General features: G+C 68.7%; 19 protein-coding genes and 2 pseudogenes. 14 read left to right on the top strand and 7 right to left on the bottom strand.

Going from position 1 to position 19,110, the window contains the following annotated elements:
• Positions 1–120: 120 nt before the first annotated feature.
• The 7 genes from AB0I81_RS35920 (at position 121) to AB0I81_RS35950 (ending at position 6,863) form a co-directional block, all read left to right on the top strand.
• Positions 121–1,671 (top strand): BTAD domain-containing putative transcriptional regulator, encoded by a 1,551-nt coding sequence (locus AB0I81_RS35920; RefSeq protein ID WP_360666166.1) that lies wholly within the window; start codon positions 121–123, stop codon positions 1,669–1,671.
• Between the two features lie 126 nt (positions 1,672–1,797).
• A complete protein-coding gene (locus AB0I81_RS35925) occupies positions 1,798–3,279 on the top strand; it encodes a tetratricopeptide repeat protein (protein WP_360666169.1) in 1,482 nt (493 codons plus the stop codon).
• Positions 3,260–3,460, top strand: a complete 201-nt coding sequence (locus AB0I81_RS35930; protein ID WP_360666171.1) for a hypothetical protein — start codon at positions 3,260–3,262, stop codon at positions 3,458–3,460. Before AB0I81_RS35925 ends, AB0I81_RS35930 begins: the two co-directional genes overlap by 20 nt.
• Positions 3,461–3,484: 24 nt before the next feature.
• The gene (locus tag AB0I81_RS35935; RefSeq protein WP_360666173.1) at positions 3,485–3,820 is read left to right on the top strand and encodes a hypothetical protein; all 336 of its coding nucleotides are present in this window, start codon (positions 3,485–3,487) and stop codon (positions 3,818–3,820) included.
• A 5-nt stretch (positions 3,821–3,825) separates the two neighbouring features.
• A complete protein-coding gene (locus AB0I81_RS35940; protein WP_360666176.1) occupies positions 3,826–4,218 on the top strand; it encodes a hypothetical protein in 393 nt (130 codons plus the stop codon).
• Positions 4,219–4,782: 564 nt separating this feature from the next.
• Complete coding sequence (locus AB0I81_RS35945; protein WP_360666179.1) at positions 4,783–5,754, top strand: hypothetical protein; 972 nt, start codon at positions 4,783–4,785, stop codon at positions 5,752–5,754.
• A gap of 737 nt (positions 5,755–6,491) precedes the next feature.
• Positions 6,492–6,863 carry a transposase gene (locus tag AB0I81_RS35950; RefSeq protein WP_360666182.1) on the top strand — a complete coding sequence of 124 codons (372 nt, stop codon included), beginning with the start codon at positions 6,492–6,494 and terminating at the stop codon, positions 6,861–6,863.
• Positions 6,864–6,935: 72 nt separating this feature from the next.
• On the opposite strand, the gene AB0I81_RS35955 is transcribed toward AB0I81_RS35950, so the two are convergent.
• The 3 genes from AB0I81_RS35955 to AB0I81_RS35965 all read right to left on the bottom strand — a co-directional run bounded on the left by AB0I81_RS35955 (position 6,936) and on the right by AB0I81_RS35965 (position 9,085).
• Entirely contained in the window at positions 6,936–7,508 is a 573-nt protein-coding gene (locus tag AB0I81_RS35955; protein ID WP_360666185.1) for a hypothetical protein, read from the bottom strand.
• A 402-nt stretch (positions 7,509–7,910) separates the two neighbouring features.
• Positions 7,911–8,549 carry a chorismate pyruvate-lyase family protein gene (locus tag AB0I81_RS35960; RefSeq protein ID WP_360666188.1) on the bottom strand — a complete coding sequence of 213 codons (639 nt, stop codon included), beginning with the start codon at positions 8,547–8,549 and terminating at the stop codon, positions 7,911–7,913.
• Positions 8,546–9,085, bottom strand: coding sequence for a hypothetical protein (locus AB0I81_RS35965; RefSeq protein ID WP_360666191.1), 540 nt, complete (start codon positions 9,083–9,085; stop codon positions 8,546–8,548). The genes AB0I81_RS35960 and AB0I81_RS35965 overlap by 4 nt, the downstream gene beginning before the upstream one ends.
• A gap of 163 nt (positions 9,086–9,248) precedes the next feature.
• Between AB0I81_RS35965 and AB0I81_RS35970 the strand changes: the two genes are divergently transcribed.
• From AB0I81_RS35970 to AB0I81_RS35995, 6 genes are all read left to right on the top strand, one after another.
• Positions 9,249–10,061, top strand: coding sequence for a methyltransferase domain-containing protein (locus AB0I81_RS35970; RefSeq protein ID WP_360666194.1), 813 nt, complete (start codon positions 9,249–9,251; stop codon positions 10,059–10,061).
• A gap of 298 nt (positions 10,062–10,359) precedes the next feature.
• Entirely contained in the window at positions 10,360–10,686 is a 327-nt protein-coding gene (locus AB0I81_RS35975) for a hypothetical protein (RefSeq protein WP_360666197.1), read from the top strand.
• Between the two features lie 199 nt (positions 10,687–10,885).
• Positions 10,886–11,116, top strand: coding sequence for a hypothetical protein (locus AB0I81_RS35980; protein ID WP_360666200.1), 231 nt, complete (start codon positions 10,886–10,888; stop codon positions 11,114–11,116).
• A gap of 12 nt (positions 11,117–11,128) precedes the next feature.
• Positions 11,129–11,854, top strand: a complete 726-nt coding sequence (locus AB0I81_RS35985) for a hypothetical protein (RefSeq protein ID WP_360666203.1) — start codon at positions 11,129–11,131, stop codon at positions 11,852–11,854.
• A 41-nt stretch (positions 11,855–11,895) separates the two neighbouring features.
• Positions 11,896–12,855 (top strand): hypothetical protein, encoded by a 960-nt coding sequence (locus AB0I81_RS35990; RefSeq protein ID WP_360666206.1) that lies wholly within the window; start codon positions 11,896–11,898, stop codon positions 12,853–12,855.
• Complete coding sequence (locus AB0I81_RS35995) at positions 12,852–13,958, top strand: serine hydrolase (RefSeq protein WP_360666208.1); 1,107 nt, start codon at positions 12,852–12,854, stop codon at positions 13,956–13,958. Before AB0I81_RS35990 ends, AB0I81_RS35995 begins: the two co-directional genes overlap by 4 nt.
• A 48-nt stretch (positions 13,959–14,006) precedes the next feature.
• Here AB0I81_RS35995 and AB0I81_RS36000 read toward each other — a convergent pair whose 3' ends face one another.
• Entirely contained in the window at positions 14,007–14,921 is a 915-nt protein-coding gene (locus AB0I81_RS36000) for a hypothetical protein (protein ID WP_360666211.1), read from the bottom strand.
• 692 nt (positions 14,922–15,613) lie between these two features.
• Between AB0I81_RS36000 and AB0I81_RS36005 the strand changes: the two are divergent.
• Positions 15,614–16,324: pseudogene (locus tag AB0I81_RS36005) on the top strand (acyltransferase domain-containing protein); the annotation flags it as partial.
• Positions 16,325–16,382: 58 nt separating this feature from the next.
• Here the strand turns inward: AB0I81_RS36005 and AB0I81_RS36010 are convergent.
• The 3 genes and pseudogenes from AB0I81_RS36010 to AB0I81_RS36020 form a co-directional block, all read right to left on the bottom strand.
• Positions 16,383–16,677: pseudogene (locus AB0I81_RS36010) on the bottom strand (ISAzo13 family transposase); the annotation flags it as partial.
• 93 nt (positions 16,678–16,770) lie between these two features.
• Positions 16,771–17,307 carry a hypothetical protein gene (locus AB0I81_RS36015; protein WP_360666214.1) on the bottom strand — a complete coding sequence of 179 codons (537 nt, stop codon included), beginning with the start codon at positions 17,305–17,307 and terminating at the stop codon, positions 16,771–16,773.
• A 269-nt stretch (positions 17,308–17,576) separates the two neighbouring features.
• Positions 17,577–19,109: a prenyltransferase/squalene oxidase repeat-containing protein gene (locus tag AB0I81_RS36020; protein ID WP_360666217.1), complete on the bottom strand. Its 1,533-nt coding sequence runs from the start codon at positions 19,107–19,109 to the stop codon at positions 17,577–17,579.
• Position 19,110: the final 1 nt, after the last annotated feature.

Genomic DNA, 19,110 nt, shown 5'->3' on the forward strand with positions numbered 1-19,110 from the left:
TCTGCTGTACGTTCTCTACGGTGTCCACCGGCGCTTACAGGCCTCTTAGAACGCTCTTTTAACCGGCACGGCGTCACTTTCAGCGGTACGTGCGCGTCTTTGTGCTCATAGCCTTTGTGCATGTGGATTGAGGTGCTGGGATCGGTCCGGGCCTATGCCGACGATGGTGCGCCGATCGAGGTCGGCGGCGTCATGGTCCGAGCACTGCTGGCCCGGCTGGCTCTGGCCGAGGGCGAGATGGTGTCGGTCGACGCACTCGTTGACGGCCTGTGGGGGGAGCATCCGCGCGGGGGCACCGTCAACGCCCTGCATGGGCTGGTGCATCGGCTGCGCAAAGCTCTGGGCGAGGCCGAGGTCGTAAAGAGGGTGGCCGGCGGATACCGCCTGCACGTATGCGCCGAGAACGTCGACGCGTGCCGGTTCGAGGAGAAGGCGAAGCGGGGTGGTCGCGAACTGGCCGCGGGTGACGTACACCGAGCGGCCCCGCTACTGGACGAGGCGCTGGCGCTGTGGAGGGGAGAGGCGCTGGCCGACGTGCGTGACGCCCCCTTCGCCGGTACGGCCGGCGCACGTCTTGAGGAGCTGCGGGTCTCGGCCATGGAGGACCGGTTCGAGGCGGAGCTGCGACTGGGCCACCACGATGAGATCCTGGCCGATATGGCGGCGATGGCCGCCGGTCACCCGTTGCGGGAACGGCTGGCCGGACTGCGCATGCGAGCGTTACACGCGGCAGGCCGCCAGTCCGACGCGCTGGCCGTCTTCGAACAGGTCCGCGCCACGCTCGCCGAGGAACTGGGCGTCGACCCCTCCAAGGACCTGTGCACAACGCACCTGGCCGTGCTGCGGGGTGAGCGGGAGAGCCCCGAGGCGCCACAGGTTCGGCCGCACGCGGTGCCAGGACGTCTGCCCGCCCAGCTGACCAGCTTCGTCGGCAGGCAGGAGGAGCTGAGGTTGCTGACCGGGCTGCTGGAGTCCTCCCGGCTGGTCACCGTCGTGGGCCCCGGAGGAGCGGGCAAGACGCGGTTGGCCGTGGAGGTGGTGCGCCGGCATCGGGCCCATCAGCGCGGCAGGGCCTGGCTGGTCGCTCTGGCAGCGGTGAACACGGCCGACGGGCTGGTGGAGGCAGTCCTGAGCACGCTCAGCCTCGCCGGAGCCCAGCCGGCCGGCACTCCACTGGAGCGGGCGGTCAACCTGCTCTCCGGTGGTGAAGGCGTGCTGGTTCTGGACAACTGCGAACAGATCTCCGGAGCCGTCGCGGAGTTCGCCGGGCAGGTGCTGGAGCGCCAGCCGGATTTGGCCATCCTGGCCACGAGCCGGGAACCGCTGGAAGTCATGGGTGAGGCGCTGTGCCGCCTGGGACCGCTCGGCCTGCCCCCGGCGCACGCGGATCCCGATCGTGCCTCCGCATCGGCTGCGGTGCGGCTGTTCCTCGACCGGGCGGCAGCCGTACGACCCGGCTTCGCACTGGATGCCTCGACCGCGCGGCCGGTCGTGGACATCGTGCGCCGGCTGGACGGACTACCGCTCGCCCTGGAACTGGCCGCGGCACGACTGCGGACCATGAGCGCCGACCACGTCGCCCAGCGGCTGGATGACCGTTTCCGGCTGCTCAGCACCGGCAACCGGACCGCCCAGCCCCGCCAGCAGACGCTGCATGCGGTCATCGAATGAAGCTGGGATCTCCTCACCGATCAAGAACGCACGCTGGCCCACCGAATGTCGATGTTTCCGTCGAAAACCGGCGTCGCGGCGATTGAGGCGGTCTGTGCGGATGAGACCCTTCCGGCGGGCGAGGTCATGTACGTGCTCGAGTCCCTGGTCGACAAGTCCGTCGTGGAGCAGTCCGAAGACGCGTACCGGATGCTGGAGACCATCCGCACCTACGCGGCGGACAAGCTCCGGCGTGCGGGGGAAGCCGAGCCCGTCCTGCGCAGGCTCATGCGGCACTTCGCCGACCTGGCCGAGGAGCACGAGCCGCTACTGCGCTCGGACCAGCAGGCAGCGTCGCTGCGGGTGTTCCAGGCCGAGTACGACAACCTGATGCTTGCCCTGCAAACGGCCATCGACGGCGGCGACGCCGAGACCGCGGCCCGAATTCTCGGGCCGCTGTACTGGTACTGGGTCATGCTCCGCTACGACGCGCGGGCCGACGCCTACGTCGCCAAGGTCGCCGAGTTCGGCGACGCGCTGCCCGCGGATGCCCGGGCCGCGTTCACCGCGATCCACCAGGTGGGCGTCGAGGGCGGGCCGATCGCCGACCCCGAGCGGCTGCGTGCGCTCATCGACGACTGCGCGCGCACGGGCGCGCTGCGCCGCTATCCGATGTTGTTGACGATCGTGCTGGTGATGGCGGCCATAGTCGGGCTGGATGAGCTGCTCGATCAGGAGATCGCCCGGGTACGCAGCGGCTCGGACCGCTGGGCGATCGCCTGCACCTTCATGATCGAAGCCATGCGGCATCGCGAACGGGGCGAGCAGGCGGGTTCCGCGAGCGCGATGGCGGCGGCGCTGCACGCGTTCGAGGAAGCGGGCGATCGGTGGTGGACGGCGAAGGCGCTGTACGGCCTGGCCCAGATCCACGCCACCGCCGGCGACCACCACCAGGCGATCACCGCCTACGAGCGCAGCCTCACGATCGCCGCCGACCTCGGATCACAGGATGAGGTCTCCACCCGGCTCGCGCTCGCCACCGTACGCATGCGCGCCGGCGACCTGACCGGCGCCAGGCATGACATCGAAACCGCCGAACGAGCGGCCTTGCGGCGTGGCCAGCCGGTGCTGGAGATCGAGTTGCTTGGCGCCTATGCCGAATTGCACCGCCGCACCGGAGAGGTCGAACGCGCCGATCACGAGCTCGACCGGCTGGAGACACTCGCCCGGAAGCTGCCCCAGCCGGCCGGAATCACCGCCGATCGGGTGGCCCCTGCCCGGGTGGCCAATCTTCTCGCCGCCGGGGATGCCGTACGTGCCCGCGAACTGCTGCCCCGCGCCGTTCAAGCGGCGCAGAAGAACAGGGACGCCGCCTCAGCCGCTCAACTCCTGGCCAGGCTGCTGTTCCTGGAGGGTGACCCGGCCGGCGCGGCCACCGCACTTGGCCTGAGCCAGGCCATCCGCGGCACCTTCGACCACGGCGAAATCGAACTGCGTCTTCTCGCGGAGATGCTCGCGGAACGCCTCGGCCCTACCGGCTACGACACCGCCTACCAGCGAGGCGCCGGCATGACACCACACGAGGCCACCCACCGCCTGACACAGCTACGTGTACAAGTCCCAGATTGACAGACGAAGCGGGCGGTGCCTGGCGCTGACCGGGCTCGGCGTGACCGCCTTCACCACGAACCGGGAGGCCGCGATCACGTGGATCGACTGGGTGACCTCGCCTGAGGGCGCGGGTGCGGTGGCCAAGGAGTCGCCCGACCTGCCCGTCTGTGCGGTGCCAAAACTCGTCCATGGCATCTGACCTGGCCTTCTATCCTCGGCACTCGTGTTTCTACGCCTGCTGTATCTGATGATGGTCCGGTTGTTCGGCTGGTTGTCGCTTCTCGCGCGAGGTGACGCCTCCAAGGACGTGGAGATCTTGGTGCTGCGTCATGAGGTCACCGTCCTGCGTCGTCAGGTCTCCCGGCCACGACCGGACTGGGCCGACCGGGCGCTGCTGACCGCACTGGCGCGGCTGCTGCCCACGCGGCTTCGCCGCCATCGGATCGTGACGCCGGGCACCTTGCCGGCCTGGCACCGCCGTCTGGTCAGCCGACGCTGGACCTACCCGAACGCGACCCCGGACGTCCGCCAATCCCGGATGAACTGCGTAACCTGGTGATCCGAATGGCCGACGAGAACCCACGATGGGGGCACCGGCGGATCCAGGGCGAACTGCTCGGCCTCGGCCATCAGATCGGGGAAGGCACCATCCGCCGCATCCTCACCGCGGCCGGCCTCGGCCCAGCGCCACGCCAGACCTCACCTACCTGGCGACACTTCCTCACCTCGCAAGCCTCCGGCATCCTGGCCTGCGACTTCCTGCACATCGACACCGTGTTCCTCAAGCGCCTGTACGTCTTGTTCGTCATGGAGATCGAGACACGCCGCGTGCACGTGCTGGGCGTCACCTCCAACCCGACCGGCGCATGGACCACCCAGCAGGCCCGGAACCTGCTGATGGACCTGGGTGAACGCGCCGGCGCCTTCAGGTTTCTCATCCGGGACCGTGACGGCTAGTTCTCCCGCTCCTTCGATGAGGTGTTCACCGCCGCTGGCGTGCGGGTCATCAAGACGCCCGTCCGGTCACCACGAGCGACCGCGTTCGCCGAACGGTTCGTGGCAACGTTATGCCGTGAGTGCCTCGATCACCTGCTCATCCATGGCGAGCGGCACCTGCGCAAGGTCCTGACCTAGTACGAGCACCACTTCCACCATCATCGCCCGCATCAGGGCCGTTCCCTCCACCCGCCCTTGCACAACCCCAGCGAAGTGATCGACATGACCTCCTGGATCCACCGCCGAAGGACCGTCACAGGACTGATCGGCGAGTACCGCAGAGCGGCCTGATCACCCGGCAAACGCCCAGATCAGCAGCAGGATCCGCGTTTTGGCACCGCACACGGCAGCGACGACGGCTCCGCTCCCCCGTGTGGGGGAGCGGGGTCACCACGTTGGGGGATGCTGCCTGACCGACGCCTCCAGAAGGCTCGGCAGTACCGAGATTGGACGGTTGAGGAGGTTCGGGTGCGAGTGGGACGGGATCCGGTGGACGTTCCGAATGTGGGTGCGCGATGGAGCCGGGTGCGCATGCTCGCCGGCTATGGCGCGGCGCTCAGCATGGCGTTGTATTTGGCCGTCAAGATCATCTGGATTGTTGCAGGGCTGCTCGGGCCGGCTCCCGACGGGTACGGGACTGCCGACTGGGTGATGCTGAACGTCGTCACCGTGGTGATGGCGGCGACCGGGATCGCGCTCGGGCTGGCGCTGGCTCAGCCGTGGGGCCGTCGACTGGCGGCCGTACCGGTGATCTTCTTTTCGTGGGTGGGCGCGGGCTTTCTGGTCCCGATGCTGCCGTACGTGGTGATCAGTAGTGTCCTCGGGGGCGACGGGAGTGACGGTTCCGGCTCGGCCGCGCGGGGGGAGGAGATCTTCATCGCCATCGGCTTCGCCGGCATGGCCGTGGGACTCGCCGTGGCCCTGCCGATCTACCTGAGGGAGCGATGGCCGCGGCCCTTCCTGGGCCGGGTCGGAGACGGCCGCACACATGCATCGGCGCCGGTGACGGTGGCGATGGCGGTAGCCATCGGACTGGGCTTGCTCTGGTCATCCTGGGCGCTGGGCGGCACGCTGGGCCTCGACCCGGCTCATCGCGATCAGTTGGAGCTCAACGATCGGTTGTTGAGCGGGAGTTCGGGGCTGTGGGCACTGGTGGGAGCCTGGAGCGTGTGGACGCTCACACATCGTCGCCCCGCCGGACTCCGGCAGTGGGTCCCGATGACGCTGGCCCTCGGGGCGTCCGGCTCGATGTTCGCGTGGAGCGGTTGGAAGCTGCCGGTGGTGATTCTGCGGCCTGGGGGGTTCGTGACCGGCGAATACACGGTGGTCGCGATTGCCGAGCATATCTTGGGCATCAGTGTGGGCTTGGTTCTCCTGGCCGCCATCCTGAAGGCCGCTCGCGGGCACGACGCTCGCGACGGGAGGCGGCCGCCTGCCGATGCTGTCTCGCGCAGCCGGGTGAACCGCCCCGGCTTTGATGGAGACCTCAGCGGTTGATTGCTAGGGCTTCGTTGAGGTGGTGCTGAGCGTTGTAGATCGCCTCGAACTCCTCGGGCGGGAGGTGTCCCGCTCGAAAACACGGTTTCGTGCTGTGAGCTGGGGTTTTGCTGCGTGATCAGGGCGGCGGCTGCGACTGTCGCGGGGTGTTGTTGTCGCTGGTCTATCGGTTGGTGAGGGGCTTGTTCGGCCTCCGCCGCCGGTGGGCGGAAATCTTCCCAGTCACCCCGGCGACGCTCTTGCGCTGGCACCGCAATCTTGTAGCGCGTAAGTGGACCATCACCGACCGGCGGCGCCCGGGACGGCCCGGCACCCGCCGGCCGGTCAAGGCACTGGTCATGCGGATGGCGCGGGAGAACCCGACCTGGGGGCACAGAAGAATCCAAGGCGAGTTGGCGCGCCTGGGCTACCCGAACGCGGCCTCCACCGTGTGGGAGATGCCTGCACGCCGCCGGTGTCGATCCGGCACCCCGTCGGACCCCAGACATCGCAACGCAGCCCGCCCGGGACGTGACCGATCTCAGCGACCTGCGATCCGTTCGCCGAAAACCCGTCGCCACCGGCATGATCAACGAATACCGCCACGCCGCATAACCGCAGCTCAGGCCACGTAACTCAATATTCGAGCGGCACAGGGGTACCAGGGCGGCTCCACCCTGCTGTACCGCTACCTGGGCCAAGGACGCGCCGAAGAGGCCCAGCCGCCGCCCTCACCCCGCCGTGCCGCCATCTGGATCATGACCGACCCGGCCTATCTCGGCCCCGGCCACACCACCCGGCTGCAGGAAGGACTCGACCGCTGCCAGGAGCTGGAGCAGACCACCGAGCACGTACGCACCTTCGCCGACCTGCTCACCCAGCGCCAGGGACACCGGCTCGACGACTGGGTCAACGACGTCCGCGCCGGCGATCTCCAACCTCTGCGCTCCTTCGCCGAAGGACTGCTCATCGACCACGACGCCGTCATCGCCGGTCTCACCCTGCCCTACAGCAACGGCCCCACCGAGGGCGTGATCAACAAGATCAAATTATTGAAACGGCAGATGTACGGGCGAGCTGGTCTCGCCCTGCTCCGCAAACGAATACTTCTCACCATTGCTAGGAACTGAGCGTTACCACGGGAATCTTGGCAGAGCCCCTGAAGTGACAAGCTCTGGACACACCCGATCAGAGGGCCGGGGTCACCATCGGGATTGGTCGGGGCCGTGCGGTCGGACGTCATAGGATCGGCGCGTGAGCAGTTGTCCGGGGATGTCTCCGGAGGTGTTGACGTAGTAGTCCTTGATCGCCGTCTGCCAGTCGCCGGTGGTGATCCGGCCCTTGCGCGACAATGTGGCGAAAAGTTGTTTGGCCTGTGGCAAGGCGAAGCCGATTGCGGTGATGCAGGCAAGGAAGTCGGCGGGCTCGATGAATCCGTCGTCGTTGCGGTCCGCCACAGAGGCCAGGGCACGGGCATAGGGCAGGCCATAGGTGTCGAAGTGGTCGGCGTCGGGAGCGACTGCCGCGTACCTTTCGAAGGTCACGGCGCTGTCTTGCTCGTTACCAGACACGTCGGTGAGTCCCTGCCAGTACAGGCGGCACCCGTCGATGAGAGCATGGGCCTTGTCTGAGTCCTGCTCCGCCCCGAGGGCATGGAGCACTCGTTCCGCCAATCGTTCGAAGTCCTCCATCCGTAGACGGCCATCTCCGGTGGCATCCAGGAGTGAGAAGCGGGCCCGCAGGCGAGTCAAGTGGAAGGTGGTGTCCTGTGACATGGCATGCCTCCTCGGAGCGGGCGGCGGCTGCTGACCATGTTACGATCACTCACCGTCCGTTAAAGTTACTTTGAGTAATCGACACGTTTGGAGTCAAGAGCAGTTGCGAGCTCCGCTGCCGCTGACGGCGAGATGACCAAAGGGGGCCCTGGGAACCCGGATGGAAGCTGTCGTGGTATCAGCGAGAGTGATACTTCTGCGCCAGAGCCTGTCGTCGCGTTGCCGCTGTCCTTGCATTCCGAGCCGTGCAGGCTGGGTGGCCGTGCGCTCCGTTCATCCAGCACATGGCGGACGACCGCAGACTATCACCGCGGTGACCGAGGCGCCGCGTTGTTGATTACCGGCTCGAAGTCGGAGCTTCGCGATCCGGCGTTGGTCTTGATCAGCTCACATCAACGCGGTTCACAGGATGGTCGGTGAGATTGCGGCGGGATTGTAGGTTTCCCAGATGAACATGAGGGGCGCGTCGCCGACCTGGACGAGGTATGCCTTGGACGCGGCATCGAGTCGGGCGTTCCAGCTTGTCAGTCCTGTGACGTGGCAGCGGCGGCTGTGATCGAGGGCGTGGGCGATGAGGTTGAGCCCGATGGGTCGGGTCGGGTTGGTGAGAACGCGCCGCACGAGTGGGTTGTTGCCGGAGGCGATCACCTCGTTGCGGGAGACCGGTGTGCCGTGCTGATCAAGCAGGAGTGAGCGCCGGACGATGGCGGTGGTTTTGTCGGCGATCTGCAGCTGTGACCGCAGGTCAGCGGGCAGGCGCGTCGCAGGCTGGTGGGTCAGGCTTGTCAGGTTCGCCTTGATCGATCCGCCGGTCAGGGCTTGGAGCAGGAGGGTGGTCGAACCGTCGCTGGCCAGCAGCACGCGGGTTAGCGCGCTCATGAAGTGGTTGATCGGCACCGGCCGCACTTCAGCAGGCAGATAGGGTTGGCTGCGGCGCGTCAGCAGGTGGCTGCCGCCGCTAGTGTCCTGCCTGGCGGAGCCATGCTCCTCGCCGACGGGAGCGTGACCGAGGCGAGCCGGTGCTGATTGATTTGGCATCATGCCGACCGATGTTCGAGCAGGAACTGGCCGGGAGTGTACGCCGTGTCGCTGAGATAGAAGTCCCTGATCGCCGTCTTCCAATCTTCGGTGGTGACGGCGCCGTCATGACTCAGTTCGGCGTAGGTCCGCTCGATCTGCGGTATGGCGAAGCCGATGGCCTCCATGCAGGCCAGGAAGTCGACCCGTTCGACCTGGCCGTCGTCGTTCACGTCGGCCAGCGAGGTGAGGGCGCTGGCATACGCTCGGCCGTAACGGTCGAAATGGGCATTGTTGGGGATGACTGCCGCGTACTTCTTGAAAGAGACGACATCGTCGTCGCCACCGCCCGCCATGGCGGCCAGTCCCTGCCAGTAGATTCGGCAGCCTCTCCGCAGCGCTATGGCTCTGGCCGAGTCCCGCTTGACGATGAGCGCGTCCAGTACGCGTTCGGCCAGCAGGTCGAAGTTCTCGGCCCGCAGGTGGCCGTCGGCGTTGATGTCAAGGAGTGAGAAGCGAGTCCGCAGTCGGGCCAGCCGCGATGTGGTGTCGTCGGGCATGTCGTGTCTCCTGGTGGTAGCTGAAGGGCGGGCGGCGGAGGCGCGCACAGATAGGGATCATCTCCCTCAGGCTTAATTACTATAAGTAAATATACTGCTACGCTAAGTGATATCAAGGGTAGATTGAGAAGGCCGTCATGACAGCAAGTGAGAGGGGGCACAAGTGCCTCGATCAGCACCGGCTTCACCCGACCCCACCTATCTGCTCGGCTCGTCGGACGCCGAGCGGCGCCGCTTGCTGGCCCAGTGCGGTCTCCTTCGCGACGCCGCGCGTCAGTTGCTGGACCGGCTGCCGCTCGCCGAGCCGGCACGCGCCATCGACGTCGGATGTGGCCCTCTGGGCGTGCTGGACCTTCTCAGTGACAAGGTCGGCCGATCTGGCACCGTTGTTGGCCTGGACAACGACGAGCGAATGATCGACTGGGCCGCGAAATCCATCGCCGAGCTCGGCCTGGCCAACGTCACCACCACGCTGGGGACCCTGCCCTGCGATGACGAGCTGCCCTTCGATCTGACGCACTGTCGGCTCCTGCTCATCAACAGCGCTTCCCCGGAGGCACTCGTGGCCTCGATGGCCGCCGCCACCCGTACCGGAGGGTGGATCGCCATGCAGGAGTTCGACTGGGCCGCCTGGCACTGCGAACCTCCCCACCCCGCTTGGGACGAACTCAAATCCCTGCTCGTCTCCGTGTTCGGCGGCGACGTGCACATCGGAGCCCGGCTGCCGACGCTGCTCCGCGAGGCGGGTTGCCAGGACGTCCAGGTCGCGGCGCACGCCTTCTACTGGCAGCCCGGAGACCTCTATCAAACTCTGCTGCTGTACTTCGCCGACCTCTTCGAAGAGCGGATCAGGGCCTGCGGAATCGACCCGCGCACCCTGACCGGCATGACGCACGAACTTGGCCGGCATCTCGCCCGCCCGACCACCATCGTGCGCGAAAGCCTGCTGGTGCAAGCCTGGGGACGCAAAGCCTGACACCGCCATCCCCGCACGCTGTTGACCGCCCCCGCCAAGTATCTGCCCCTGCCCGAGATGTCACCGAGCGCGTGTATAGGCTGGGCGGGCAATCATCGCGATCACTGGTTCAAACTCCCAAGCCTGGGCTCGGAGTTCCGCAGTTCCTGGCGGCGCTGGTGACACGGTGATGGGCAACAGGCCAGGCAAACGGCGTCGGCGGTGGTCCGGTCGCGTCCGAGATGCGGTGTAAATGTGAGCGAGCGTAGGTTGCCGTGCTGAACCGACCAAAGTTCGCACAGCGCAAGGACCTACGCTCGTGGCACGCACACTACCGCCCGTTCAGGCCATCCCCGCCGAGATCGACGCCCTGTTCACCGAAGGTCGTGATCTGGTCGAGGTGATCGAGGACGTCGCCCGGTTCGGCGCCCGCTTGATCATCCAGACCGCCGTCGAGGCCGAGGTGGACGCCTTCCTCGGCCGCGCCCGCTACCAACGCGCCGCCGCCAGCGACGGAGAAGAGACGACGCCTGGTGCCGGCGCGACCTTGCCGCGGTGGAGCTGGACTACCTGTTCCTGGACGCCTCGTACACAAGGCAACTATTTCCTCACTTGGAGAGAACAAAAATGTTGCCCCGACTCATGAGCAAACTTCTACACTCAGGGTAATCATTCATATGCGTTAAGTGATAACGATGCCTATGGTGATCCCACCTGCTTGCTTGACGCCGGTCGTCCGATCGGCTTTCACCGCTGGCTGACCGAGGTCGAGCAGTTCACGCAGGCGCCGGTCGAGCGGCCGGAGCCGAGCCGACCTCCGCCGGCCGACACCAGAAGGGGAATCGATGTCTGCACAGACGATGGCGTACGCCTATGAGGCGCCGACAACACAGGAGAAGGATCAGGTTCACGCGCTGATCGGTCAGCAGGAGCCCCACAGCGGTCTGGAGCACTCACCGCGAGCAGGCATCCTGATCCTGCTCCTCGTCCTGTCGGCCGACCCGATCGGTGAGGAGCCCGTCGAGGACGCCTTCGACGGGATGATACAGAAGCTGGCGCACGCGGCGGCGGTCTGAAGGCGCCGGCCGATGCCGATTACCGCCTCGTCCGTCCCCGGCACGGTCGAGCCTGCCGTCCAGGCGCTGGCGAGCGAGTTGCTCCGCGCGCTGGATGACCAGGAAGGCCACGCCGGCGGTGATCACCTGGACCGGTTTGTAGATGCTTGGGATGATCGGTCCCGCGGCCTGGCAGCCGTACGGGTGCTGGGCGCGGACGTGCTCACCCCGTCCGCCTTGCGCGGCGCGCCCGCCGGGGGCGCGGACGAGGCGGTGGTGCGGGCCGCGGTGCGGGCTTACCCCGCACCGGCCGGGCACTCGCGTGGGGCGACGCTGTGGAACGTCAGGGACGCGGCGCTGGCGCGGGTGCTGGTGGCGGCGGGAACGGACGTGACGGCATGGGAAGGGCTGGCCTCGCCGCGGTCGCCCGGGTGGCTGCCGGACGGGCAGTGGCTGCCGCTGGCCGCCGACCTGTCGCGGCTGGCCTGCGCGGCGCACCCGTGGGCGGACGCGGCCCTGCGCGAGCGGGTGGCGGCCCGGCGCCGGGATGTGGCGCGGGGGCTCGCGCGGGCGCTGCTGCGCCGGGATCTGCTCGGCGCGGCCGGTCTGGCGCGCTGGCTCGCCCTCGACCGCGCGGGCGACGACGAGCCCATGGTGGAAGCGGCGCTGGGCCAGTTGGAGATCGTTGGCACGGGCGATCCACGCGTGCTGCTGCAGTGCGGCATCGCCCATCGCCTGATGACCCGCGCACCGGCCTGATCAAGGGCCCCTGACAAGTGTGACGAGGAGACAGGCAGCCCATGGTGACGAGCGGCGGACAGGCGAGCGACGTGGACGTGGTCGCGGTGCGACTGGCCCGACAGGTCGGCGAGAAGGCGGTGTCCTGGCTGGGCACCATGCGAACCTGCTTCCGGCTGGAACGCGACAGGCCCGGACAGGATCTAGACAACGGTGCGCTGAAGTCCCTGGCCGAACTGGCCCTGGCCGGTGAGATCATCCGCCGGGAGGCGGTGGCCGGGCCGCACTGCGCGCGGACCGCCGAGGGGCTGCTCGAATTCGCCTGGCGTGAGCTGGACGAGGGCGAGGTGCTGTATCGGCTGCAGGCCGGCACGCCGGCGGCGACCCACCCGATGGAGATGTACGCCTCCTTCGCCGCCACCGGTCATCGCCATGACGGCCTGGACCGGCTGACCACCCATCTGCACGGCCTGCGCGCCTCCCGGGTGAGTGAACACGTGCCCAACCGGCGGCTGGCCGTGGCTGCCGTGGCCGCCAAGATCGGCTTTCCCCTCCGCGACGACCTCGCCGCCCTGACCGGCCGCACCTGGCTGGGCGGCATGCCCGAACCGTGGATGCTGGACCTCGCCAACGCCTACGGTCTCACCCACACCGTCTTCCACCTGACCGACTACGGTGACCGCCCCGAAGGGCTGCCCGGCCCCCTTCAGGGCTACCTGCACCAATGGTTGCCAGTATGGGTGGAGGTGTACCGCGAGATCCGCTTCTGGGACCTGCTGCTGGAACTGCTGATCGTCGGCACCTGCCTGAAGCGCCCCCTGTTCTTCCCCGCCGTCTGGCCGGAGGTCGCCGCGGCCCAGCAGGCCGACGGCCTGATGCCCAACGGCGTCACCACGCCCCCCGCCGATCCTCAGGCCGCCTGGGTCAACCACCGCCACCCCACCATCGTCGCCGCCATCGCCGGCACCCTGACCCTCTCCCGCGCCCTCACCCGGGCCACGCCGGGCGAGAGCACCTCGTGAGCGGCGCTCCCACCGGCCTCGCCGCCCTGCTCGGCGCGACCGTGCACGCGCTCGTCGAGGACGAGCACGCCCCCGCAGCGGCCGGCGCCGCCATCCGCGGCCCCGAGCAGGCCGTTATCACCGCCGGCCACCACACCTGGCCCGCCACCCGCCGCACCCGCCCAGGCCCGGCACCAGCCCCGGCCGCTGAGGTGACGCCCAGCACGCTGTTCGCGCTAGGCTCGATCACCAAAACCTTCACCGCCCTGCTGCTGGCCGACATGGTCGCCGGCGGGATCGTCGGTTACGACGACCCCGCCCACGTCCACCTGCCCGCCCACGCCGCGCCCCCGCGCGGCACGGCCATCACTCTGGCGGGCCTGGCCACGCACACCGCTGGCCTGCCTCACTTCCCGCTCTGCCTGCGCCTGCGCGCGCTGCGGCACTGGCGCGACCCCTACGCCCGGCTCGGCGTGCAGGACCTGCACCGGGCCACCGCCCGGCTACGACCCTGCCACGACCCCGCCACCCGGTACTCCACCTTCGGCATGGGGCTGCTCGGCCACCTGCTGGCCCGCGCCGCCCATCTGTCCTACGCCGACCTGCTCACCCAACGCGTCCTGACCCCCCTGGGGCTGCACGACACCACCATCCCCACCGACGACGACCTGTCCCGCCGCGCCGCCGGCGGACACCGTCACCGGCACCCGGTCCCGCACTGGCACCTGGGCGCCTTCGCCGCGGCCGGCGCCCTGTACTCCACCACCGCAGACATGCTGCGCTACCTGCACGTCCAACTGGATCCAGGCTCAGCGCCCGCCCGGTTGGCCACCGCGATCGCCGCCACCCACCACCCGCCCCACGACCACCCGCCCCACGACCACCCGCCCCACGACCACCCGCCGCAGGCGCCCGACGCGATGGGGCTGGGCTGGAACGTGCGTGCCGTGCAGGGACACACGCTGCTGTGGCACAGCGGCGGCACCGGCGGATTCACCGCCTTCATCGGCTTCAGCCCCGGCGCCGCAGCCGGCGTGGTGCTGCTCGCCAACACCCGGCCGTCCCGCCCTCAGCCCGTCGTCCGCGCCGCACGCCGGCTCTTCAAGGCCGTCGCCTTTCCCTGACCCACCACACCCGCACCTGGCCGGAGCGGGCAGGGCCGGAAGGGGCGGTCAGATCGGCGTGGCGGGTGCGGTCATGGTGTGCTCGGCGACCGGATTGGGGAAGCCGTAGGCCTGGATCGGCACGCGCGCCGGATATAGGCCGATCGCGTCGTCGTTGTGGCCGGTCGCGTAGGCGAGCCAGCCCGAGTAGAGCCCGGCGCACGCCCGTATGTCGATCTTTCCCCAATGGTCGGGTGGCACCTGCAGGCGGGTCGTCTCGGAGTGGGCCTTGGCGACTTCGGTGGTCTGTGAGGTGGAGATCGACCACTGCATCGTGGCGGTGCGATCGAGCTTTTCGCCGGGGGTGGTGATGCCCGCGGTGGCGGTGAGGCCGAATTCCCGGCCGTCGGCGGTGGTGGAGGCGACGGTGATGGTGACCGTGTCGGTGTACTCCTTGCTCACTCCCTCCGGGCCGCCGGAGACCGGGGCGGTGCCGCACACGTAGGGGGCCACCGAGACCAGGGTGCCGACGAACGCGGCCGGGCGGCTGGCCCGCATCAGGTCGCACAACGCGGCCAGCGCGATGGTCGGCCCGGCCCGCCCATAGGCGTTGCCCAGCACCAGACGCTGGGTGCACCGGGTGCCCACCGGGTAGCGGGACCAGTCGGTGTGGATGACCGAGACGTCGGCGGGGTCGAAGTCGCGACCGCCCCAATGACCGGCGGTGTGCCGGGCAAGCCGCCGATAGGCCTCCGGCAGCGGCATCTCGGCCTCGATCTCGCTCCTGGTGACCTGGTTGTCCCAGGCGGGGCGGACCAGTCGTGGAGGGAACCGGCGAGGATTGGACGCGGTCTGCACGACGGGCAGTCGTCGCAGGACCACCGAAGGCAAGGGCTTGTAGCCGACGTCGGTATCCGGCGGCAGGCAGTTGTAGACGCCGACGGTGATCGCGCCGTAATGGTCTTGGTGGTAGCGGGGGCTCACTCTGAAACTCCTGACGTGTTGCAGGCCGCACGTTGACGTCCTACTACCTAGTGTAATCAATTGATTACAATTTGCTGTTGGCGAGTTTGTGCCGTTGGTCACGGTGCGCAGCTCACACTCGTCAGAGCCCGGAGGGGCTGTCGGCGCCGGAACAGCCGGACACTGGTCCCTGTGGTCAGGTCTCTGGTCAGATGAAGCGATCGTGGCAGGCGGGTTATGGGGACATGTCCGGGCAGACGTACCGGACCGTGATCTTTCCTCCGGCCTGGCCGGTGGCGCCGATCGCGGAACTCGGTAACGACGGATGTCTGTCCCAGGCGCCTGAAGGAGCGAGCCTTACGGGGTGTCCGGTTTCCGCACGCGGGAGACGGTCGTCACGCAGGCCGGTCCGCAGTAGCGGCGTCGCCCGACCGGCTCGGTGGCCAGGCGAGCGCCGCACCCGTCGCAGAAGCTCGGGTAGGGGCGATCCCACTGCGCCTGCGCCGGTTTTGTGCGAGGGGTGTCCAGGTCCTGCGCACGCGCCGTTCCGGCTCGGCGTGGTGGCCGCCTCTGGCCGCGAACTCGCCGACCGGCTCACGGCTTTCGGTCGGGACGGCCAGGCCGACGGCCTGGCCGAGGGCATCCCGGTGCTGCCCGAGCAGCATGGCGGCACGGTGTTCGTCTTCACCGGCCAGGGCTCGCAGTGGCCCGGCATGTGCCGCACCCTGCTGGAGGGCGAGCCGGTGTTCGCCGGCGTGATCGACGAACTGGGGCCGCTGATCGCTGCGGAGGCCGGGTTCTCGTTGCGCGCCGCGCTCACCACGCCCGGCTAACTGGGCGAGGTGGATCGCATCCAGCCGACGCTGTTCGCGGTCCAGGTCGCGCTGGCCGCGCTGTGGCGATCCTGGGGCGTGCACCCGGCGGCGGTCATCGGCCACTCGATGGGCGAGGTGGCGGCCGCCGTGGTCGCCGGCGCCCTGTCGCCCGCCGACGGCGCCGCCGTGATCTGCCGCCGCTCCGCGCTGCTGCGCCAGGTCACCGGCGGCGCGATGGCCTCGGTGCTGCTGTCCGCCGCCGACGTCGAAGCCGATATTGCCGCCGCGGGCGCGGATCGGGTGTCGGCCGCGGTGATGACCGCCGAGGCCTCCACGGTGATCTCCGGAGACCCGGACCAGATCGCCGCGCTCGTGGAAAACTGGCACGCCCGGGAGGTGGCCGCGGCGCTGGTCGAGATCGACGTCGCCTCGCATTCGCCGTACATGGACCCGATCCTGGACCGCCTGCGCGGCGCGCTGGCCGGCCTGGATCCGAGCGGGCCGGAGATCGCCTTCTACTCCACGGTCACCAGCGACCCGCACGACCAACGGGCCCTGGATGCCGGCTACGGGGTGGACAACCTGCGCCAGGTCGTCCGGTTCTCCGGCGCCACGGGGGCGGCGCTGGAGGACGGGCACCAGCTGTTCAACGAATGCACCGCGCACGCGGATCCCCGCGCTCATCCGGCTCGACCAGCACCAGCAATGCCGCCCGTAACTCTGGGTCGGTCTCGAGCAGCCGTTTGCGGCCGCTGCCTGGGCGGCGTGTTCGCCCCAGCGGCTCAGCGCCAGCGTCCAACTCGCCAACGCCCCCGTGACACCGTCGCCTCTCGCACGCCCGCGGCCTGGGCCACCGCCCGGATCCCACCACGCCCCAACACGCGAGCCTTGGCGCCGAGCAGCAGCCGGCGTTGCCGCTCATCCAGATGCGGCAAGATCGCCTCAAGCTTCGCAGCCAGCATCGCCACGGTCTCCGCCGATACGCTCAATCAGACCATCGACCGCGAACCCTGAAAGCTAGGGGTTATTTCTCTGCAGGTCCTTAGTCGACGGTTTCACACAGATCTGCGAATCAGCAGTTGGCCAGGGGTGTCGGCGGAGGCATTGACATAGTAGTCCTTGATCGCCGCCTGCCAGTCAGCGTTGGCGATCAGGCCCTTGGGGGACAAGGTGGCGAAGAGTTGCCTGACCCGTGCCAGCGGGAAGCCGATCGCCGTCATGCAAGCGAGGAAGTCGCCCGGTTCGATGTAGCCGTCATCGTCGCGGTCGGTCAGGGCGGCCAAGGCGCGGGCGTAGGGTTGGCCGTAGGTGTCGAAGTGGTCGACGTCGGTGGCGGCTGCGACGTACTCCCCGAAGGTGATGCCGTTGGCCGGCTCGCCGTCGCAAGCGCTGGCGAATCCTTGCCAGTACGTGCGGCAGCCGTCGACGAGGGCGCGGGCTTTGGTCGAGTCCCGGTTCACTCCGAGGGCGTTGAGGACCCGTTCCGCCAGCAGGTCGAAGTCTTCGGCTCGCAGGCGCCCATCTCCGGTGGTGTCGAGGAGTGCGAAGCGGGCTCGGAGGCGGGTCAGGTGAAACGCGGCATCCTTTGACACGTCGGGTCTCCAAGGTGGGGGGATTGATCAACAGCCATGCTATGCACACTCAGTGTCGCCGTTCAATTACTCTGAGCGTTTGTCTGTTTCGTGGCTGAAGTCTCACACAGCTCCAGCATCGACTCGTTGGCCAGCCGAGGCCGACTTCCCGGCCTGCATGGCGGCGATCGGCTTCGCCGAAGCGGCGGTCGAGCGGATCTACGCCGGGCTGAGCTTCGACCATGAGCTCGTCCTAGGGATCTTGGTTGGAGCGCAGAAGACCTTGTTGCTCAGGGTTTGTCACGGTGTCCGGGGGCTGTGCTGAGGGCGAGCAGGGCGAAGATGTCGGCGAGGGCCGGGATGTCGTACAGCAGGGGCCGGGGGCCGGCCTGGTCGGCGCGGCTGGTGTAGCCGGCATCGGGCTGCTGGGCTGCGAGTAGGCGGTCGAGGGCGCGGTGCAGGGCGGGGCTGACGACGGGTGCGGGTTGGGTGGTGAGGGCGATGACCGCGTATGAGGTGCTGATGGGGTCGCTGGTGTCGCCGGGTTCGTGGCCCCAGCCGCCGTCGGGTTCCTGGATGTCGATGAGGTGGCGGATCGCGCTCCGATGGGCGATGTGGGCGGCGCTTCGCAGGGGTGCGGGTGCGGAGGGGGTGAGGCCGGCGAGGGCGAGCGTGGTGCGGTAGAGCGCGTTGGTGGCGGTGCGACTCCAACTGCGTTCGATGGGGTGGCCGGCTTGGAGGAGGAAGGCGACGGCCCGTTCGATGTCGGGCCGGCGTGCGGGGTTGGATGCCAGTGCGTTGATGGCGCCGGCGGTCATCGCGATCTCGGACGGGGCTCCGTGGGAGAAGGTGGGGAAGCCGCCGTCCGGGTTGCGCTGGGCGAGGAGGTATTCCTCGGCCGCCGTGATCGAAGCCGCCGTGATCGAAGCCGCCGTGATCGAAGGGGCGTGCCGGAGTGGGGCCGCGGCGCGCAGGAACTCGATCGCGTAGGAGGTGTCGTCGACGTCGCTCTGGGTCACGCCACTGGTGAAGCCGAAGCCGCCATCAGGGTTCTGCCGGATGGTCAGAGTCTCGGCCATGGTGGCGATGCGGGGATCGGCCGGGAGGGCACGCGTGAGGGCGAGGCCGGCCACAGCGGTGGCGAAGACATCGAGGCCGGTGACGAAGGGCAGCCCGGCGTCCGGCCGTAGCTCGGCGGCGATGCGCAGCAGTGTCTGACGGACGGCGTCGCGGTGGGCGGGGTTCTTGCGCAGGGCGAGCAGTGCCTGAAGGCGGGCGAGATGGTTCGCCTGCCAGGGCGGCCCGGGCTGCAGGGCGACGGTCAGGCGCGACCAGTCGTCGCGGGTGGCCAGGTGGGGGGTGGCCATGGCCTTGAGGGCGAGCATCTGGAGCTGGAGCCAGGCCTGGTGGCCATGAGTGGTGCCGAACTCGGCGGCGGGCAGGTGGTGCGGGTGCCGGCCGTCGGTGACCTCGGTGAGCAGGGTCTGGAAGGTGAGCAGCTTGCGGGGGCCGCTGAAGTGGTCGAAGGCGGCAAGGGCGGCGTGGACGGTGGTGTCGACGTCGATCGGGGCGCCACCGAGTGCGGCGTGGGCGAAGGCGCACTGGAGGGCGTCGGGCGGGTCGGTGTTCAAGGTGCGCTTGAGGTAACGGCGTGCCCGGCCGACGCCGTCGGGCGTCAGGTTTTCCTTGTTGAGCAGGGTGAGCAGGAGCGCGGTTTCCAGGACGCGGGGGGCGCAGGGCGCGTGGATCAGGCCGTCGGGTCCGAGGCGTTCCAGTACGCGGTGGGCGAGACGGTCGCGCCGGGCGGGGAGGTGGGGGTGCAAG

This window comes from Nonomuraea sp. NPDC050404, assembly GCF_040655495.1.
Classification (GTDB): Bacteria; Actinomycetota; Actinomycetes; order Streptosporangiales; family Streptosporangiaceae; genus Nonomuraea.

What these genes read in the sequence shown, in the direction of transcription:
- AB0I81_RS35940 (WP_360666176.1), top strand. Translation starts at nt 3,826, where the DNA reads ATGGCCGACGAGAACCCACGATGGGGGCACCGGCGGATCCAGGGCGAA.
- AB0I81_RS35955 (WP_360666185.1), bottom strand. Translation starts at nt 7,508, where the DNA reads ATGTCACAGGACACCACCTTCCACTTGACTCGCCTGCGGGCCCGCTTC.
- AB0I81_RS35960 (WP_360666188.1), bottom strand. Translation starts at nt 8,549, where the DNA reads ATGATGCCAAATCAATCAGCACCGGCTCGCCTCGGTCACGCTCCCGTC.
- AB0I81_RS35990 (WP_360666206.1), top strand. Translation starts at nt 11,896, where the DNA reads ATGGTGACGAGCGGCGGACAGGCGAGCGACGTGGACGTGGTCGCGGTG.
- AB0I81_RS35985 (WP_360666203.1), top strand. Translation starts at nt 11,129, where the DNA reads ATGCCGATTACCGCCTCGTCCGTCCCCGGCACGGTCGAGCCTGCCGTC.
- AB0I81_RS35920 (WP_360666166.1), top strand. Translation starts at nt 121, where the DNA reads ATGTGGATTGAGGTGCTGGGATCGGTCCGGGCCTATGCCGACGATGGT.
- AB0I81_RS35950 (WP_360666182.1), top strand. Translation starts at nt 6,492, where the DNA reads ATGACCGACCCGGCCTATCTCGGCCCCGGCCACACCACCCGGCTGCAG.
- AB0I81_RS35980 (WP_360666200.1), top strand. Translation starts at nt 10,886, where the DNA reads ATGTCTGCACAGACGATGGCGTACGCCTATGAGGCGCCGACAACACAG.
- AB0I81_RS35925 (WP_360666169.1), top strand. Translation starts at nt 1,798, where the DNA reads ATGTACGTGCTCGAGTCCCTGGTCGACAAGTCCGTCGTGGAGCAGTCC.
- AB0I81_RS35965 (WP_360666191.1), bottom strand. Translation starts at nt 9,085, where the DNA reads ATGCCCGACGACACCACATCGCGGCTGGCCCGACTGCGGACTCGCTTC.